Source organism: Streptomyces sp. NPDC090442 (assembly GCF_044769405.1).
GTDB lineage: Bacteria > Actinomycetota > Actinomycetes > Streptomycetales > Streptomycetaceae > Streptomyces.
In genome coordinates this window covers 331,912-348,716 of sequence record NZ_JBIVXW010000001.1, presented here as the reverse complement: position 1 = coordinate 348,716, position 16,805 = coordinate 331,912, and the positions used below count along the sequence as shown (strand labels likewise).

Sequence of the window (16,805 nt, the reverse complement as noted above, 5' to 3'; positions counted from 1 at the left end):
GGCCGCCGGCCGTGCCCCGCCTGCTTCTCTCTCCAGTTGTCAAGGATCGAGCCGGACACCGCGCCCGCCCGGCCACCCCGACGGGTTCTCTCAAGCGGCCGGATCCGGGAGCCAGTTGCCGTGGAATCCGTAAGGCACCCGGCGGGGTAGGGACACCGTGGCGACCGGGCCGGCGCTGACGTCCTCCGCGTCGAGGATCACCAGATCGCTGGTGTCGGTGGTGGCGTCATAGACGTAGGCGATCAGCCAACCCGGTCCGCCCGGCCGGTCGTCGGCCGGGGCGAACGCCGCCTCGCTCGGGACGCGGCCCGGGCCGAAGTCATGGCGGGCCGTCGCGCCGGTCCACAGGTCGTAGCGGATCAGGGCCCCGGGTATCGCGCCCGTCCCCGGGGCCTCGGCGGCGGTGACATGGCCGAAGCGGGCGGGCTGACCCGCGAGCCGGTCGTCTATCCGGGGGAACTCGCCCACCCGGTCGTCGATTTGCTCCTCGGTCACGGTGCCGGCCGCGAGATCGATCGTCCAGCGCCACAGGCAGGGCGGCGCCGGGGCGTCCAGCGTGGCGTACCGGGATACGTAGAGGACGATCCGCTGGTCGCCGTCGTCGTGGGCGTTCAGCGAGTGGAAGACATAGCAGGGGTCGATGGCCAGCCAGCGGACCTCGCCGTAGGGGTCGTCGCGGCGCAACACCCCCAGGCGGGCCCCGTATTCGGGATCCCAGCCGTACGGCATGCCGGGGCGGCCGCGGTCGTGGACCATCGGCAGGTCCATGAAGACGACATGGCGGGCCGTCAGATGGAAGTCGTGCATCATCGTGGCGGCGGGCACCTCGATGGGCCGGCTGACCGTCAACTCCCCTGCCGCGTCCGCCCGGTGGTAGGTCAGATAGGGCGGCGCTCCGCTGCCGTAGCCGAAGAAGTGCAGCTCACCGGTGACGGGGCAGGTCTTGGGGTGGGCGGTCATGGCGGTGGTGAGCCGGCCGCCGAAATCGTGGGGGCCGAGGGTCTCCAGCTCGTGCCCCGGACGGCAGTCGATTTCGCAGGGGAAGGACGACTCGACCAGCGCCAGCGTGCGTCCGGCATGCCGGACGACATGGGTGTTGGCCGAGCCGGCCGCCAGATCGCGGTGCCCCTGGGCGTCGACGACGCGGATGGCGTCGGTGAACGTCGAGGTGCGGACCCAGCGGTTGCGGTAGGAGATGGCCCGGCCGCCCTCCAGACGCACGCCGTGGACCATGCCGTCCCCGAAGAACCAGTGCGGGCTGGCGGCGTCCCGCGGGTTGGGGCCGTTGCGCAGGTACCACCCCGTGAGCTCCGGTGGGATGGCACCGGTGACCGGGAGGTCGTAGGCGGTCAGTTCGTCGGTGACCGGGGCGAAGTTGCCGGCCAAGTGCGGTGGCGGGGCGAGGGATTCGGAGGCCGAGGTGGACGGTGTGGTGGTCATGCGGCGATACCTCTCTGGATGTCGAGCTGAGTGCCGGACCGTTGCAGGAAGCGGGCCCGGGCGCGCTCCGGGTATGCGGCGGTGAAGCGGGCGGGAAGGGCGAACCCGGCGATCTGCACGAGGATCGAGAAGACGGGGCCCAGGCCCTCGGCGACTATGACCGCCTGGGCGATCGCGGACAGCGTGAAGGACAGGGACCAGGCCGCGGTGATCACGACGTTGACGCGGCGGAACAACGGGGTGTGCCAGACCTCGGGCGGGGCCATGCGGCGGGCGATCGCCACGGTGAAGGGGCGCCGGACGGCGATCGACGCCCAGGAGACGAGCGCGAGCCAACCCATCGAGAGTGCGCCGCTGTATGCCTTGAGGGCACTGTCGGGATGGGTGAAGGCCAGGACGGAGAGGGCGGCGAAGTAGAGGAGCGTGCCGTACTCCAGCAGCCGGGCTTCCAGCGAGAACCCCGCGGCGCGGTCCGCTGTCAGCAGCACCACGCAGGCCAACAGCCCGGCGAGCGCCCCCCACTGCCAGCCGATCGCGGACACCCCCGCGAAGACCAGCCACGGCACGAAGCCCCGCAGATAGCTCATGATTCCCCCCTTGTTCGCGACCGGCCACGGTCGACGGCTGCGTCATTCCTGCGCCGGGCCGCGAACACGACCGCAACGCAAGCCCCGGGATCGATCCTCCCCACCCCAGCGACATTCCAACTGTGACATGTCGAGATTGGAAAGTCCAGCTTTGACGTGTCAGTTGTGGAAGGTAGTGTGCGCGTCATGAGCCTGAGACACGCGGTGCTGGGTCTGCTCTCCGAATCCCCGGCGAGCGGCTACGACTTGATGAAGCTGTTCAACGCCTCGCTCAGCAGCGTCTGGCCGGCGACCCAGAGCCAGGTGTACGGCGAGCTCAACAAGCTCACGACGGCCGGCCTGGTGGAGGTCACCGCCCACGGTCCGCGCGGTCGCAAGGAATACGCGATCACCGACGACGGCCTGGCCGAGCTGCGCCACTGGCTCACCGATGTCGCGCCCACCGGCGTCCAGCGCCACGACGGCCTGCTGCGGGTGTTCTTCCTCGGCATCCTCACGCCGCTTGAGGCACAGACGTATCTGCTCACCCGGGCCGAGAACGCCGCCCAGGAGCGCACCGCATACGAGGAGGTCGACCGCACCTCGGAGTGGGACGACGAGATGATCTCCGTCTACGGGCGGATCGCGCTCGAATACGGCCTGCGGATGACCGCGACGATGGAGGAGTGGGCCCGCTGGGCCGCCGACGAGGTGACCAGCGCCAAGGCCGAGAAGGCCAGCGAACTGGCCCGCGCGCAGCACGACGGGGGACGGCAGACCCGGGACGGAGGGCCGGAGGCGGAGCCGCCCCCCACGGAGTGAGGCGCGCCGGACGCGCGTCGCCACACGCCGGACCGGATCGGCATCGCCCTCGACGCACGGGACTGGGTGCCGGTCACCGAGCCACCCGAAGCGGCCGCGCGGCACGGACCCCCCTTCTCCCTGGCGGAGTGGGTGGAAGTGGTCGCCGGCAACGGCAGGCGGGTCAGAGTCCCGGCGCCCCCCACACGGGGAACCACCGGGCAAGGTCCTTCTCGATGGTCAGGTCGTTCCCGAGCATCGCCCGCACCTGGAGTTCGAGCGGATTGTCGCGCTTCTCCCCACCATCGGGCCGGGGCGCGAACGGGTAGAACGTGCCGCGCTTGTAGAGGTAGACCAGCGCCAGCGACCGCTGCCGCGCATCGCGGAAGCCGAGCAGCGAACACAGCAGTTGCGGCCCGAACCCCGCCTCCTCCAGGGAGGTGTTGACCGCGTGGAGGTCGTTGACGACGCCCGCCACGTCCTCCGGCGCGTGCCGCACCAGCAGCCACGTATAGCCGTAGGCGTCCTGCGTGAACTCCACCGAACCGTCCAGGAGCGCACGCGCCTCCTCCTGGAGCCGCGAGAAGGCGCCGCCCTCCACGCTCGCGAAGCACACCGACCCGAGCCCGGTGGGGGTGAATTCGGCCGCGGCCTGGAGGGTGACCGCGGCCGACGGCAGCGCGAAGAGCTGGTCCAGATCCGGGCGTACCGGCTTGCTGCGGCCGAGGATGGCGTCCAGAAATCCCATGCGCGGCTTACTCCTTGATCCGTTGCTGCGTTGGCTCCGCGGAATGTTTCACGGGAAACATCCCACCCGCCGTCCTCCGTCGTCCCGCCGGGCGCTGCCGCTCACGGCCGCCCCAACTCCGCCGCTATCCGGCCGAGCTGGTCGAGCCGCTGCTCCAACGTGGGGTGCGAGGACAGCAGTTGGTTGAAGCTCTCCTTGTTGAACGCCGGGGCGAAGTAGAAGGCGTTGAACGGCTGGGCCTTGCGGAGGTCCTCGGTCGGGATCCGCGCGATCTGACCGGTGACCTTCGTCAGGGCGGAGGCCAGCGCCGAGGGGCGGCCGGTCAGCAGCGCGGCGGCGCGGTCCGCGGACAGCTCGCGGTAACGCGAGAGCAGCCTGGTGAGCAGGAAGCTGATGGCGTAGACGACGACGCTGACGGCGGTGACGACCAGCACGGCGATGGCGGCGTTCTGGTCCCGGTTGTTGCGGCCCACACCGCTCCACAGGGCGGCGCGGGTGATGATGCCGGCCAGGACGCCGAGGAACGAGGCGATGGTCATCACCGCGACGTCGCGGTGGGCGACATGGGAGAGCTCATGGGCCAGCACGCCCTCCAGTTCCTCCGGCTCCAGCCGCCTGAGCAGGCCGGTCGTGGCGCAGACCATGGAGTTCTTCTGGTTACGGCCGGTGGCGAAGGCGTTCGGCACGTCCGACTCGGCGATCGCCACCCTCGGCTTGGGCATGTCGGCCAGCGCGCACAGCCGGTCCACCGCGCCGTGCAGTTCGGGCGCCTGCTCCGGCGTGACCTCGCGCGCGCCCATGCTGAAGGCCGCGATCCGGTCGCTGTACCAGAACTGCGCGATGAACATGGCCCCCGCGATCAGCAGCACCACCACCCAGGCGCCCTTGAGCAGCACCACCAGAGCGCTGACGACCACGACGTACAGCAGTCCGATGAAGAACATCGTCATGACCATGCGCGAGGTCAGCCCCCGGTCCGGGGCGAATCGGGTCTGTGCCATGGCTCCTCCACAACGCACCGCACTTCGCGCAGTGCCCCGGCCCGGTCACACGCCGTCCTCGCGCGCGCCGGGCCCCACACACTGCGCCGCTGCCCTAATTCTCCCTCTTGATGGCTATATACCGGGTAAAGCCTCGGCCGGATCCCGAGGTGAACCAGGGCGCACGGACTGACGTCGTGGATGTACCGCTAGGAGCCGAGCTGCGCCAGCCCCTCGGTGGCAATCCGCTCGAAGACCGCCGGGTCGGCGGCGAAGATCGAATCGGCGATCGGCCAGTGGATCACCAGCTCGTCGATGCCCAACTCGGCGTGCCGGCCGGCGAAGTCCACGAAGGCGTCCAGGGAATCCAACGGCTGGTCCGGCGTGAAGCCGGTCAGCATGATCTTCCGCAGTTCACCGAGGTCCCGGCCCTGGTCGGCGCACGCCTTCGCCAGCCCCTCGATCTGCCGGCGGATGGCGTCACGGGACTCGGCCGGCGTGCCGCCCGCGTTCGAGACCTTGGGGTCGCCGGTCGTCACCCACGCCTGGCCGTGGCGGGCCGCCAGCTTCAGCCCGCGGGGGCCGGTGGCCGCCACCGCGAACGGCAGCCGCGGTCGCTGCACACAGCCGGGGACATTGCGCGCCTCGTCGGCGGAGTAGTGCGTGCCCTCGTACGTGACGGCGTCCTGGGTCAGCAGCCGATCCAGCAGGGTGGTGAACTCGGCGAAGCGGTCGGCCCGTTCACGCGGTGACCAGGGCTCCTGGCCGAGCGCCGTGGCGTCGAAACCGTTGCCGCCGGCGCCGATGCCCAGCGTGACCCGGCCCTGGCTGATGTCGTCCAGCGAGATCAGTTCCTTGGCGAGGGTGACCGGGTGGCGGAAGTTCGGCGAGGTGACGAGGGTGCCCAGGCGTATCCGGGAGGTCGCGGCGGCGGCCGCGGTCAGCGTCGGGAGGGCGCCGAACCACGTGAGGTCGCGGAAGCTGCGCCAGGACAGGTGGTCATAGGTGTACGCAGCGTGGAAACCCAGTTCCTCGGCGCGCTGCCACGCCTCCTTCCCGCCCTCGGACCAACGGCGGACGGGCAGGATCACAGTGCTCAGTCGCATGTCCCCGAGCGTACGGGGCTCCCGCGGAAACCCCGTCCGGCCGCGTCTTCCCCCGGGCTCGTGCGGGCCACCCACCGCAGGCCCCTACGTACCGGTACGCGAAGATGACCCCGTGACTGATGCCTCCGCCACGCCGCCCCGGCCCATCCGGCTGATCGCCACCGACCTCGACGGCACGCTGCTGCACGACGACAAGAGGGTCTCCGACCGGACCATCGCCGCGCTGGCCGCCGCGGAGGAGGCGGGCATCGAGGTGTTCTTCGTCACCGGGCGGCCGGCCCGCTGGATGGACGTGGTCAGCGACCATGTGCACGGCCACGGCCTGGCGATCTGCGCGAACGGCGCCGCCGTCGTCGATCTGCACCGGGGCAACCGGATCGTGGAGGTCAGCCCCCTCGACCAGAAGGTGGCGCTCGACGTCGTCCACGCCCTGCGCGAGGCGGCCCCCGGCTCCTCCTTCGCCGTCGAGCGCACCGGCGGCATCCACTACGAGCCGCGGTACCCGCCCTTCCTCCTCGACCCGGCCGCGGCGATAGCGCCGGCCGAGGAGCTGCTCTCCGAGGACTTCACCGCGCCGTCGTGCCCCGCTCCGGAGGACGGCGCCGGCACGGACGGCCCCTTCTCGGCCGACGCCGAGGCAACCGGACCGGACGCGGGAACCGCGGCGGTCGACGGCGCCGAGCAGCCCGTGCTCAAGCTGCTGGCGCACCACCCCGACCTCGACCCCGACGCCTTCCTCACGCTGGCCCGAGCCACCGCGGGCCACCTGGCGTCCTTCACCCGGTCCAGCCCCACCGCCCTCCTGGAGATCAGCGGCCTGGGCGTCAGCAAGGCCGGCACCCTCGCCCGATGTTGCGCGGAGCGCGGTATCGCGCCGGACGAGGTCGTTGCCTTCGGAGACATGCCGAACGACATCGAGATGCTCACCTGGGCCGGCACCTCGTACGCCATGGCCAACGCCCACCCCGACGTGCTGGCGGTCACCACCCACCGCACGGAGTCCAACAACGACGACGGCGTGGCGCTCGCCATCGAGCGGATTCTTCAGGAGCGTTGAGCCGCCTTCGGAAACCACCGGGGAGGCGCCGGGAGAGCGGCAAGAGCGGTTTCCCGTGAAACCACAGGCGGATAGGGCGAGTTGAGTTGTTTCACGTGAAACGGCACGTGCTTCTCCAGCGGCTCCGTTTCACGTGAAACGCGTCAACTCCCGGAAAAGGGCGTGGGTTTCACGTGAAACCGTGCCGGGCCGGCCAACGCCCCGCTCCCTCACCGCGGCGCCTCCCACCTCACCATCGTCCCCCCGCCGTCCTCGCCCAGCCCGGGCCCGTAGGTGCTCGAACCGCCCAGCGACTCCGCCCGCTTGGCGAGGTTCTTCAGTCCGCTGCGGCGACCGCCCTCCGTGATCCCCACCCCGTCGTCCGCGACCGTCAACCGGACTCCGGGGGTGCCGTCCGGCAAGCTGATCGTCGCGTCGACCACCACCTCGATCCGGGTCGCCCCGGCGTGCCGGAAGGCGTTCGACAGCGCCTCACGCAGCGCGGCGATCAGGTTCTTCCCGGCCAGTTCGCTGACCTTGGCATCGACCGGACCGAAGAACTGCGCCGAGGGCTGGAAGCCGAGCGGCACGGCGGCGGTGCCGATCTCCCGCAGGACCCGGGTCTGCAGCCCCGACGGCGCCTCGGCGGGGCTCTGCTGAAGGGCGAAGATCGCGGTCCTGATCTCCTGGATGGTGATGTCGAGTTCGTCGATGGCCTTGCCGACCCGGCCCGCCACCTCCGGCACCACGGTTCTGCGCTGGGCACTCTCCAGCACCATCCCCGTCGCGAACAGCCGCTGGATCACGAGGTCGTGCAGGTCGCGGGCGATCCGGTCGCGGTCCTCGAAGACCGCCAGCCGCTCCCGGTCGCGCTGGGCGTCGGCCAGCACCAGCGCCAGCGCGGCCTGTGCGGCGAACTGCGTGGCCAGGGTCCGCTCGGCGGCGGAGAACGGACGGGCGCCGCGGGCCCGTGGCGTGGCGAGGGTGCCCAGCACCCGCCCCCCGCTCTTGAGCGGCAGCATCATGCTCGGCCCGTAGCGCGGCGCGAGGTGGGTGACCATCCGCGGGTCGCTGGCCGAATCGTCCACGAACACCGGGTCACCGGCGAGGAGTTGCTCGGTCACGGGGCTGTCCCGCGGGATCTGGGTGCCGATGATCCCGGTCGGGTCGTCCGCCGACACCGCGACGATCTCCAACCCCCCGTCCTCGTCGGGCAGCAGCACGATGCCGGCCGCCGAATCCGCCAACTTCCGGGCCTGCTCGGCGACCACCGCGAGCGCGTCATCGACGTCGCTACCGGCGAGCAGTTCGGTGGTCACCGCCACCGAGCCGTCGATCCACCGCTCCCGGTGCCGGGCCGCCGCGTACAGGCGGGCGTTGCCGATCGCGATGCCCGCCTCGGTCGCCAGCACCCGCACCATGTGCAGGTCCTCTTCGCTGAACTCCCCGCCGCGCTTCTCGGTCAGATAGAGGTTGCCGAAGATCTCGCCCCGGACGCGGATCGGGACACCCAGGAACGAGCGCATCGGCGGGTGGCCCGGCGGGAACCCCGCCGAGCGCGGGTCCCTGGTGAGATCGGCCAGCCGCACCGGCTTCGGATCGTGGATCAGCGCGCCGAGCAGGCCCTTGTGGCCGTCGGGCAGCGCACCGATCCGCTCGTGCTGCTCCCCGGTCACGCCGTAGGTCACGAAGTCCGACAACCCCTCCCGGGCGTCGTCGATGATCCCGATCGCCGCATAGCGCGCATGGGCGAGCTCGGCGGCGGTCTCCACGATCCGGTCCAGCGTGATGTGCAGGTCCAGCCCCGCGCCGATGGTGCGCATCGCCTCCAGCAACTGCGGCACCCGCGCGGTCAGCTTGGACGACAGTCCCTGGAGGCTGCGGGTGGCCTCGGTGGCGGCGTCCATGGGGTCCGGGCGCTCGCCGCTGCGCGCGGGGTCCGCGGGGTCTGAAGGCGATCCTGCCGTGGCTGCCATGCCACGAGCCTAATAAGGGCCCATTTCCGAGGAAAGTTCAGTTATGGGACACCGTCCTGGCGAGCGATGGGGCGGGGCGACGGCGCGCGCCGGTGCCCCGCCCCGCCTCACGCGGACGCGGGCACCCTGGCGAGCTCCCGGCCTCCGGCGGACACCATCCGCGGGTACGCCGCGTCCACCGCCCGCTCGCGCTCCAACATCCGCCGGAACGGACCGTCGGCCGCGGCCAGCTCCGCGTAGGTGCCGCGCTGCGCCACCCGGCCCCGGTCCAGGACGAGCACCTCGTCGACCGCGTCCAGACCGGCGAGCCGATGCGTGATCAGCAGCGTCGTCCGGCCCTCGGTGGCGGCCAGCAGATCGGCGGTCAGCGCGTCGGCGGTGGCCAGGTCGAGGTGTTCCGCGGGCTCGTCCAGCACCAGCACCGGGAAGTCCGCGAGCAGCGCGCGGGCCAGGGCCAACCGCTGCCGCTGGCCGCCGGACAGCCGTGCGCCGTGCTCCCCGACCATGGTGTCCAGCCCGTCGGGCAGCCCGCGCACCCAGTCCGCCAGCCGCGCCCGGCCGAGCGCCTCCCAGAGGTCCCGGTCATCCGCGGCGCCTGGGCCGTCGCCGCGGTCCCGCCGGGCCAGCCGGAGGTTCTCCCGCAGCGAGCTGTCGAAGAGGTGCGCGTCCTGCGCGCACAGCCCGACCAGCCGCCGGACCGCGTCGCCGGCCAGTTCCTCGGCGTCCGTCCCGGCCAGCGTGTACACCCCCGACTCCCGGTCCAGGAAGCGCAGCAGCACCTGCGCGAGCGTGGTCTTGCCGGAGCCGGACGGCCCGACGACGGCGAGCCGGCGGCCCGGGGCGAGCGTGAGGTCGACGCCGTCCAACGCCGGGACCTCCTGGCCGGGGTGACGTGCGGTCAGCCCGTTCAGGACCAGCGGGAACGGTGCCGCGGGCGCGGGCGCCGGGGCGTCCGGCTCGCGGACCGGCGCCGGGGCGTCCAGCACCTCGAAGACCCGCTCGGCGGCGTGCCGGGTGCGCCGGCGGTACTGCGCGGCCAGCGGCAGATCGGCCACCACCTCGAACGCGGCGAGCGGGACCAGCACGATGACGGCCAGTTCCACGCCCGCCAGCCGGCCCGCGTGCACCGCTTGGATGCCCACCACCGCGGCGGCGGCCACGGTCAGTCCGCACAGCAGCGCCGACAGCCCGGCACCGGCACCGGCCGCGGCGGCCGAGCGGGACGCGATCCGGGTCAGGTCCCGGTCGGCGCGGCGCACCGCCTCCGTACGGGCTCCGAGGGCACCGGCGACCGTCAACTCGGCGGTCCCGGTGAGGAGATCGACGACGCGGGTGGCGAGCGTCCCGCGGGCCGGCGACAGCCGCCGCTCCGCGCGCCGCGCCAGCGCACTCGACAGCGCCGGCACCGCGGCACCGGCGAGCAGCAGCCCGACAGCGAGGATCAGCCCGGCCTCCGGCAGCAGCCAGCCGGTGAAGGCGACGGTGCCCGCGCCGACCAGCACCGCCGCCCCGACGGGCAGCAGCCAGCGCAGGAAGTAGTCCTGCACCGCGTCGACATCGGCCACCAGCCGCGACAGCAGATCGCCGCGGCGGCGCTCCTTGAGCCCGGCCGGCGCCAGGCGCTCCAGCCGCCGGAAGACGGCGACCCGGACATCGGCCAGCATCCGGAACACCGCATCGTGCGCCACCAGCCGCTCCGCGTACCGGAACACCGCCCGGCCGATGCCGAACGCCCTGGTCGCGGTCACCGCCACCATCAGATAGAGCACCGGCGGTTCCTGCGAGGCCCGCGAGATCAGCCAGCCGGAGGTCGCCATCAGCCCGACCGCGCACCCCAGCGCCAGGCTGCCGAGCAGCAGCGCCAGCCCGAAGCGCGCCCGCCGGGCCCGGGCCAGGCCGCGCAGCCGCCGCAACGCGGAGCGCGACGCCGAAACCGGGGCGGGAGCGGGCGCGGCACCGCCGGCCGGCACCGCCCCGGAGTCCACCACCGGGCCCGGCTCGGCCGGAACCTCCGGGGCGCCGGCCACCGGCGCCTTAGCGGCCACCGGCTCCGCCGTCCCGGCGCCCTCCTCCGGCGCCACCAACCGCACCGTCCGGTCGGCCACCGCCAGCAGCGCCGGCCGGTGGACCACCAGCAACACCGTCCGCCCGGCCGCGAGTCGAGCGACGGCCTCGACCAGCGCCTCCTCGGTCTCGCCGTCCAGGTTGGCGGTCGGCTCGTCGAGCAGCACGATCGGGCGGTCGGCGAGGAAGGCCCGGGCGAGCGCGATGCGCTGCCGCTGGCCGGCGGAGAGCCCGGCGCCGGACTCCCCGAGGCGGGTGGCCGCGCCGTCCGGCAGGGCGTCGACGAAGTCCAGCGCCCCGGCCTCGTCCAAGGCGGCGCGGACCGCGGCGTCATCGGCGTCCGGCCGCATCAGTCGGACGTTCTCGGCGATGGAGCCGGCGAAGAGGTGCGGATGCTGCGGCACCCAGGCGATCCGGCGGCGCCAGTCGTCGGGGGAGAGGCCGGCGATGTCCCGCCCGTCGACGCGGACCCGCCCCTCGGACGGCTCGGTGAAGCCGAGCACCACGCTCAGCAGCGTGGACTTGCCGGCGCCGGAGGGCCCGACCAGGGCGACGGTCTCGCCGGGCCGGACCTCGAAGGAGGTCGCGGGCAGCGAGGCGGCGGTGCGTCCGGGATGGCGGACCACCAGCCCCTCGACGGACAGCCCGGTGCCCGCGGGCGCGGGCGCGGTGCCGGGTGTCCGCGGCCGGGTCTCCAGCACGGCGAAGATCTCCTCCGCCGCCGAGAGTCCCTCGGCCGCGGCGTGGTACTGCGCCCCCACCTGCCGCAGCGGCAGATACGCCTCGGGTGCCAGCACCAGCACCATCAGCCCCGTGTAGAGGTCGAGTTCACCGTTCACCAGGCGCATGCCGATGCCGACCGCGACCAGGGCCACGGAGATGGTGGCGAGGAGTTCGAGGGCGAAGGACGAGAGGAACGCGATCCGCAGGGTGCGCAGGGTGGCCCGGCGGTACTGGCTGGTGATCGCGCGGATGGCGGCGGCCTGGGCCTTGGCCCGGCCGAAGACCTTCAGCGTCGGCAGCCCCTCGACGACGTCGAGGAAGTGCCCGGACAGCCGGGACAGCAGCCGCCATTGGCGGTCCATCCGCGACTGGGTGGCCCAGCCGATCAGGACCATGAAGAGCGGGATCAGCGGCAGGGTGATGACGATGGTCAGCGCGGAGATCCAGTCCCCGGTGACGATCCGGGCCAGCACCGCGACCGGCACCACGACCGCCAGACCCAACTGCGGGAGATAGCGGGCGAAGTAGTCGTCCAGGGCGTCGATGCCGCGGGTGGCCAGGGTCGTCAACTCCCCGGTCCTCAGCTCCAGGTTGCCGGTGTCCGCGGTGCCCTCGGCGCGGCGGACCGCCACCCCCGGGCCCAACTCCGCGGCCCGCGCGAGCAGTCGCATCCGCAGCTCGGACTTGACCGAGGCGCTGGCGCGGTGCGCGGCCAACTCCGTGAGCCAGGAGACCAGCCCCCGGCCCACGGAAACCGCGGCGAGCAGCGCCACCGGCGTGACCAACGCGCCAAGCGGACGGCCGTGTTGGAAGGCGCCGACCACGATCTCCGCGATGAGCATGGCCTGTCCGATGACCAGGCCCGCTCCGGCAAGCCCGAGCACCACCACCGCGACGAGGAATCCGCGGGTGGCGCGGGCGTATCGGAGCAGGCGCGGGTCGATCGGTTTCACGTGAAACCTTCCGTTCTCCCGGTCCCGCCCTGGCGGGGCGGGACGCGGCTAGTGGGCTTCGGCGATGTGCTGGGTGCCGATCCGCTTGCGGAACACCCAATAGGTCCACCCCTGGTAGAGCATCACGAGCGGCGCGGCGATGCCGGCGCACCACGTCATGATCTTCAGGGTGTAGGGGCTGGACGAGGCGTTGGCGACCGTGAGGCTCCAACTCTCGTTCAGCGTCGACGGCATGACGTTCGGGAAGAGCGTCAGGAACAGCATGGCGACGGCGGCCACGATGGTGATCCCGGAGAAGGCGAACGCCCAGCCCTCGCGCCCGAGCCGGTTGGCCCCGAGCGCGGCGACCAGCGCCACCACCGCGACGATCATGGCGATCAGGCTGGTGCCGTCGCCCTTGTCGGCCTGGGTCCAGCCCAGGAACCCGACCGCGAGCACGGCGGTGATCAGCCCGAGGACGCCCGCCATCCGGCGCGCCCGCTCCCGGATGTCCCCCACGGTCTTCAGCGACGCGAACACCGCACCGTGGAAGGTGAACAGCGCCAGCGTGACCAGACCGCCGAGGAGCGCATACGGGTTGAGCAGGTCGAGCACGGTGCCGACGTACTCCTTGTGGGCATCGATCTTGACGCCGTGGACGATGTTGCCGAAGGCCACGCCCCACAACACGGCGGGCAGCAGCGAGGTCCAGAAGATCGCGTGCTCCCAGTTGCGCTGCCAGCGCTCCTCGGGCCGCTTGGCGCGGTACTCGAACGCGACACCGCGCACGATCAGGCAGACCAGGATCAGCAGCAACGGGAGGTAGAACCCGGAGAAGAGGGTGGCGTACCAGTCGGGGAAGGCGGCGAAGGTCGCCCCGCCCGCGCTGAGCAGCCAGACCTCGTTGCCGTCCCAGACCGGACCGATGGTGTTGATCAACACCCGCTTCTCGCGCCGGTCCCGGGCGAGCAGCTTGGTGAGCACGCCGATCCCGAAGTCGAAGCCTTCGAGGAAGAAGTACCCGGTCCAGAGGAAGGCGATGAGGACGAACCAGACGTCGTGGAGTTGCACGGTCGCCTCCTTAGTACGAGAAGGCCATCGGCCGGTCGGCGTCCGTGGAGTCGCCGCCGATCTTGGTGGGCGGGTTGAGGTCGGAGTCGGAGAGTTCCTGGGGTCCGGCCTTGATGTACTTCGCCAGCAGCCTGACTTCGACCACGGCGAGGATCGCGTAGAGCGTGGTGAAGACGACCAGCGAGGTGATCACCTCGCCCTGCGAGACGCCGGGCGAGACCGCGTCACGGGTGCGCAGCACGCCGTAGACGACCCAGGGTTGGCGGCCCATCTCGGTGAAGATCCAGCCCCACGAGTTCGCGATCAGCGGGAAGCCGAGGGTGAGGAAGGCCAGTCGCCAGTACCACTTGGTCAGTCGCTCGCCCAGCGTCCTGTTCTTGGTGAGCGCGAGGTGCGGTGGTTCCTCGTCGCCGGTCCGCAGCGCGGGCGCGAGCCAGAACTTCTTGCGGGTGAGCCAGAGTCCGGCCAGACCGATGACGAACGACGTCATCCCGAAGCCGATCATCCAGCGGAAGCCCCAGTAGGTGACCGGGATGTTGGGCCGGTAGTCGCCGGGCCCGAACTTCTGCTGCTCGGACTTGTTGACGTCGTTGATGCCGGGGACGGGCGAGGAGAAGTCGCTGTGCGCGAGGAAGGACAGCACGCCGGGTATCTCGATGGCGACCTTGTTGTGCCCCTTGGCGACGTCGCCGTAGGAGAAGACCGAGAACGGCGCGGGCGCGGCCGTGTCCCACAGCGCCTCGGCCGAGGCCATCTTCATCGGCTGCTGCTTGAACATGACCTTGCCCAGGCTGTCGCCGCTGACCGCGGTGAGTAGTCCGGCGACGACCAGGGTGACCAGGCCGAGCCGCAGCGACGTCCGCATCACCTTGACGTGCTTCTTGCGCATCAGGTGGTACGCCGCGACGCCGACCATGAACGCGGCACCGGTCAGGAAGGCCGCGGTCAGGGTGTGGAAGACGACGACCAGGGTGGTGTCCTGCGTCAGCACCTTCCAGAAGTCGGTGAGTTCGGCCCGCCCGGTGGCGCGGTTGTACTTGTAGCCGACCGGGTGCTGCATCCAGGAGTTCGCCGCCAGGATGAAGTACGCCGAGAGGATGGTGCCGATCGAGACCATCCACATGCAGAAGCAGTGGATCTTCTTCGGCAGCTTGTCCCAGCCGAAGATCCACAATCCGATGAAGGTGGACTCGAAGAAGAACGCGATCAAGGCTTCGAAGGCGAGCGGCGCACCGAAGACGTCCCCGACGAACCGCGAGTAGTCGGACCAGTTCATACCGAACTGGAATTCCTGGACGATGCCGGTGACAACGCCCATCGCGATATTGATCAGGAACAGCTTGCCCCAGAACTTGGTGGCCTTGAGGTACTTCTGCTTACCCGTGCGCACCCATGCGGTCTCCAACCCAGCCACCAGGGCAGCGAGCGAGATCGTCAGGGGCACGAACAGGAAGTGGTAGACGGTCGTGATGCCGAATTGCCATCGCGCCATAGTCTCTGGCGCCAGCGCCAGTTCCACGTCGCGACCTCCTTACGTCCTTACGTCGCCGTTACAGCAACGGCTTGTCCCTTTTGTGCTACATAAAGCAGCACAAACCAGGACGCGAGCTTGTGAACGCGTTCACATTCACAAGCATTATCTCCCATGCGACTCCGGCCTTGCGGAAGGGGGGTACGTGACTGCCATCACGCTGGAATCCATGGCCGGTGAAACATTTATGCCGTGATTATGCGAGCACCCTTCCGCACTTCTTCAACATATTGTTGAATTCGCCGTCATGAAGATCCGCATCTCCTGGCCCGCCGGAAACGTGATCGCCACCCTCGACGACACCCCGACCGCCGCCGCGCTCCTCGCCGCCCTGCCGCTCCGGTCCACCGCCCGCACCTGGGGCGAGGAGGTCTACTTCGACACCGGGCTCACCCCCGCCCTGGAGCCCGACGCCCGCCAGGTCGTCGAGCCCGGCACGGTCGCCTTCTGGACCGAGGGCAACGCCCTCGCGCTCCCCTACGGACCCACCCCGATATCCCGCGGGTGGGGATCCTCCCGAACGAGGTTCGGGGGAGAATCCCGGCTGACCTCCCCCTGCAACGTGGTGGGCCGCGTCGACGGCGACCCGCGCGCGCTGGCCACCGTCCGCGCCGGCGACGCCGTCCACGTCCAACTCGCCTGAGGGCGCACATAGTTGAGGCCGCGGGTCCGATGGACCCGCGGCCTCAGAGAACACCACCACGACGGAGGCGCGCCACCGCGCCCGCCCGTCGGCGAAAGGGCTACAGCGCCTTGCGGAACTCCTCCGCCGCCTGCAGGAACAGGTCCATCGCCGGCTTCTCACCGATCGTCACCCGCACGCCCTCGCCCGGGAACGGCCGCACGACCACCCCGGCCCGCTCGCACGCCTCGGCGAACTCGGTCGTCCGGTCCCCCAGCCGCAGCCAGACGAAGTTCGCCTCCGAGGCCGGCACGGTCCACCCCTGGGCCACCAGCGCGTCGTGCACCCGGGCCCGGTCGGCGACCAGCGCATCGACCCGCTCCAGCAGCGCCGCCTCACTGCGCAGCGACGCGACCGCGGCCTCCTGGGCGAGCTGGCTCACGCCGAACGGCACCGCCGTCTTGCGCAGCGCGGCGGCCACCTCCGGGTGCGCCACCGCGAAGCCGACCCGCAGCCCGGCCAGCCCGTACGCCTTGGAAAACGTGCGCAGCACACAGACGTTGGGGCGGTCCCGGTAGAGCTCGATCCCGTCCGGCACGTCCTCGTCGCGGATGAACTCGCGGTACGCCTCGTCGAGCACCACCAGGATGTCGCCCGGCACCCGGTCCAGGAAGGACTCCAGTTCCGCACGGCGCACGACGGTGCCGGTGGGGTTGTTGGGGTTGCAGACGAAGATCAGCCGGGTCCGTTCGGTGATCGCCGCCAGCATCGCCTCCAGGTCGTGCACCTCGTCGGAGGTCAACGGCACCTGCACCGACGTCGCGCCGGAGACCTGCGTGATGATCGGGTACGCCTCGAACGACCGCCAGGCGTAGATCACTTCGTCACCGGGACCGGCCGTCGACTGGACCAACTGCTGGGCCACCCCGACCGATCCGGTGCCGGTCGCCAGGTGCGTGAGCGGCACCGAGAACCGGTCGGCCAGCTCCGCCATCAGCCCCGTGCACGCCATGTCGGGGTAGCGGTTGAACGATCCGGCGGCCGCCACCGCGCTCTCCAGGACGCCCGGGAGCGGCGGATAGGGGTTCTCGTTGGAGGACAACTTGTACGCGACCGGGCCGCCGGCCGCCGCCGGCCGCCCCGGCTTGTAGGTGGGGACACCGTCCAGTGCAGCACGCAGCCTCGGGGTCTTCTCGCTCACCGCAGGTC

At 71.3% G+C, this 16,805-nt stretch carries 13 protein-coding genes; 3 read left to right on the top strand and 10 right to left on the bottom strand.

What is annotated here, in order from left to right:
- Positions 1-90 precede the first annotated feature (90 nt).
- Both ACIQU6_RS01590 and ACIQU6_RS01585 read right to left on the bottom strand, forming a co-directional pair.
- Positions 91-1,440 carry a carotenoid oxygenase family protein gene (locus tag ACIQU6_RS01590; RefSeq protein WP_403479593.1) on the bottom strand — a complete coding sequence of 450 codons (1,350 nt, stop codon included), beginning with the start codon at positions 1,438-1,440 and terminating at the stop codon, positions 91-93.
- Entirely contained in the window at positions 1,437-2,027 is a 591-nt protein-coding gene (locus ACIQU6_RS01585) for a hypothetical protein (protein WP_403479592.1), read from the bottom strand. Before ACIQU6_RS01585 ends, ACIQU6_RS01590 begins: the two co-directional genes overlap by 4 nt.
- Before the next feature lie 186 nt (positions 2,028-2,213).
- Between ACIQU6_RS01585 and ACIQU6_RS01580 the strand changes: the two genes are divergently transcribed.
- Positions 2,214-2,828 carry a PadR family transcriptional regulator gene (locus tag ACIQU6_RS01580; RefSeq protein WP_403479591.1) on the top strand — a complete coding sequence of 205 codons (615 nt, stop codon included), beginning with the start codon at positions 2,214-2,216 and terminating at the stop codon, positions 2,826-2,828.
- Positions 2,829-2,991: 163 nt separating this feature from the next.
- Here ACIQU6_RS01580 and ACIQU6_RS01575 read toward each other — a convergent pair whose 3' ends face one another.
- The 3 genes from ACIQU6_RS01575 to ACIQU6_RS01565 all read right to left on the bottom strand — a co-directional run bounded on the left by ACIQU6_RS01575 (position 2,992) and on the right by ACIQU6_RS01565 (position 5,641).
- A complete protein-coding gene (locus ACIQU6_RS01575; RefSeq protein ID WP_403479590.1) occupies positions 2,992-3,555 on the bottom strand; it encodes a hypothetical protein in 564 nt (187 codons plus the stop codon).
- A 101-nt stretch (positions 3,556-3,656) separates the two neighbouring features.
- A complete protein-coding gene (htpX, locus tag ACIQU6_RS01570) occupies positions 3,657-4,556 on the bottom strand; it encodes a zinc metalloprotease HtpX (RefSeq protein WP_274914585.1) in 900 nt (299 codons plus the stop codon).
- A gap of 188 nt (positions 4,557-4,744) precedes the next feature.
- A complete protein-coding gene (locus ACIQU6_RS01565; protein WP_403479589.1) occupies positions 4,745-5,641 on the bottom strand; it encodes an LLM class flavin-dependent oxidoreductase in 897 nt (298 codons plus the stop codon).
- A 112-nt stretch (positions 5,642-5,753) separates the two neighbouring features.
- On the opposite strand from ACIQU6_RS01565, the gene ACIQU6_RS01560 reads away from it, so the two are divergent.
- On the top strand, positions 5,754-6,698 hold the full coding sequence (locus tag ACIQU6_RS01560) for an HAD family hydrolase (RefSeq protein WP_403479588.1): 945 nt from the start codon (positions 5,754-5,756) through the stop codon (positions 6,696-6,698).
- Between the two features lie 209 nt (positions 6,699-6,907).
- Here ACIQU6_RS01560 and ACIQU6_RS01555 read toward each other — a convergent pair whose 3' ends face one another.
- The 4 genes from ACIQU6_RS01555 to ACIQU6_RS01540 all read right to left on the bottom strand — a co-directional run bounded on the left by ACIQU6_RS01555 (position 6,908) and on the right by ACIQU6_RS01540 (position 14,962).
- Positions 6,908-8,584 carry a GAF domain-containing protein gene (locus ACIQU6_RS01555; RefSeq protein WP_403479650.1) on the bottom strand — a complete coding sequence of 559 codons (1,677 nt, stop codon included), beginning with the start codon at positions 8,582-8,584 and terminating at the stop codon, positions 6,908-6,910.
- Between the two features lie 176 nt (positions 8,585-8,760).
- Positions 8,761-12,393, bottom strand: a complete 3,633-nt coding sequence (cydD, locus tag ACIQU6_RS01550; RefSeq protein WP_403479587.1) for a thiol reductant ABC exporter subunit CydD — start codon at positions 12,391-12,393, stop codon at positions 8,761-8,763.
- A gap of 48 nt (positions 12,394-12,441) precedes the next feature.
- Positions 12,442-13,443, bottom strand: coding sequence for a cytochrome d ubiquinol oxidase subunit II (gene cydB, locus ACIQU6_RS01545; protein ID WP_403479586.1), 1,002 nt, complete (start codon positions 13,441-13,443; stop codon positions 12,442-12,444).
- A gap of 10 nt (positions 13,444-13,453) precedes the next feature.
- Positions 13,454-14,962, bottom strand: a complete 1,509-nt coding sequence (locus ACIQU6_RS01540) for a cytochrome ubiquinol oxidase subunit I (RefSeq protein WP_403479585.1) — start codon at positions 14,960-14,962, stop codon at positions 13,454-13,456.
- Positions 14,963-15,221: 259 nt separating this feature from the next.
- On the opposite strand from ACIQU6_RS01540, the gene ACIQU6_RS01535 reads away from it, so the two are divergent.
- Entirely contained in the window at positions 15,222-15,617 is a 396-nt protein-coding gene (locus ACIQU6_RS01535; protein WP_403479584.1) for a cyclophilin-like fold protein, read from the top strand.
- A 100-nt stretch (positions 15,618-15,717) separates the two neighbouring features.
- Here the strand turns inward: ACIQU6_RS01535 and hisC are convergent, their stop codons facing one another.
- The gene (hisC, locus tag ACIQU6_RS01530; RefSeq protein ID WP_403479583.1) at positions 15,718-16,797 is read right to left on the bottom strand and encodes a histidinol-phosphate transaminase; all 1,080 of its coding nucleotides are present in this window, start codon (positions 16,795-16,797) and stop codon (positions 15,718-15,720) included.
- Between the last annotated feature and the right edge of the window lie 8 nt (positions 16,798-16,805).

Coding starts and splice junctions, on each gene's coding strand:
- ACIQU6_RS01575 (WP_403479590.1), bottom strand. CDS start 3,555: ATGGGATTTCTGGACGCCATCCTCGGCCGCAGCAAGCCGGTACGCCCG.
- ACIQU6_RS01585 (WP_403479592.1), bottom strand. CDS start 2,027: ATGAGCTATCTGCGGGGCTTCGTGCCGTGGCTGGTCTTCGCGGGGGTG.
- ACIQU6_RS01555 (WP_403479650.1), bottom strand. CDS start 8,584: ATGGACGCCGCCACCGAGGCCACCCGCAGCCTCCAGGGACTGTCGTCC.
- ACIQU6_RS01590 (WP_403479593.1), bottom strand. CDS start 1,440: ATGACCACCACACCGTCCACCTCGGCCTCCGAATCCCTCGCCCCGCCA.
- ACIQU6_RS01535 (WP_403479584.1), top strand. CDS start 15,222: ATGAAGATCCGCATCTCCTGGCCCGCCGGAAACGTGATCGCCACCCTC.
- ACIQU6_RS01580 (WP_403479591.1), top strand. CDS start 2,214: ATGAGCCTGAGACACGCGGTGCTGGGTCTGCTCTCCGAATCCCCGGCG.
- htpX (WP_274914585.1), bottom strand. CDS start 4,556: ATGGCACAGACCCGATTCGCCCCGGACCGGGGGCTGACCTCGCGCATG.
- ACIQU6_RS01565 (WP_403479589.1), bottom strand. CDS start 5,641: ATGCGACTGAGCACTGTGATCCTGCCCGTCCGCCGTTGGTCCGAGGGC.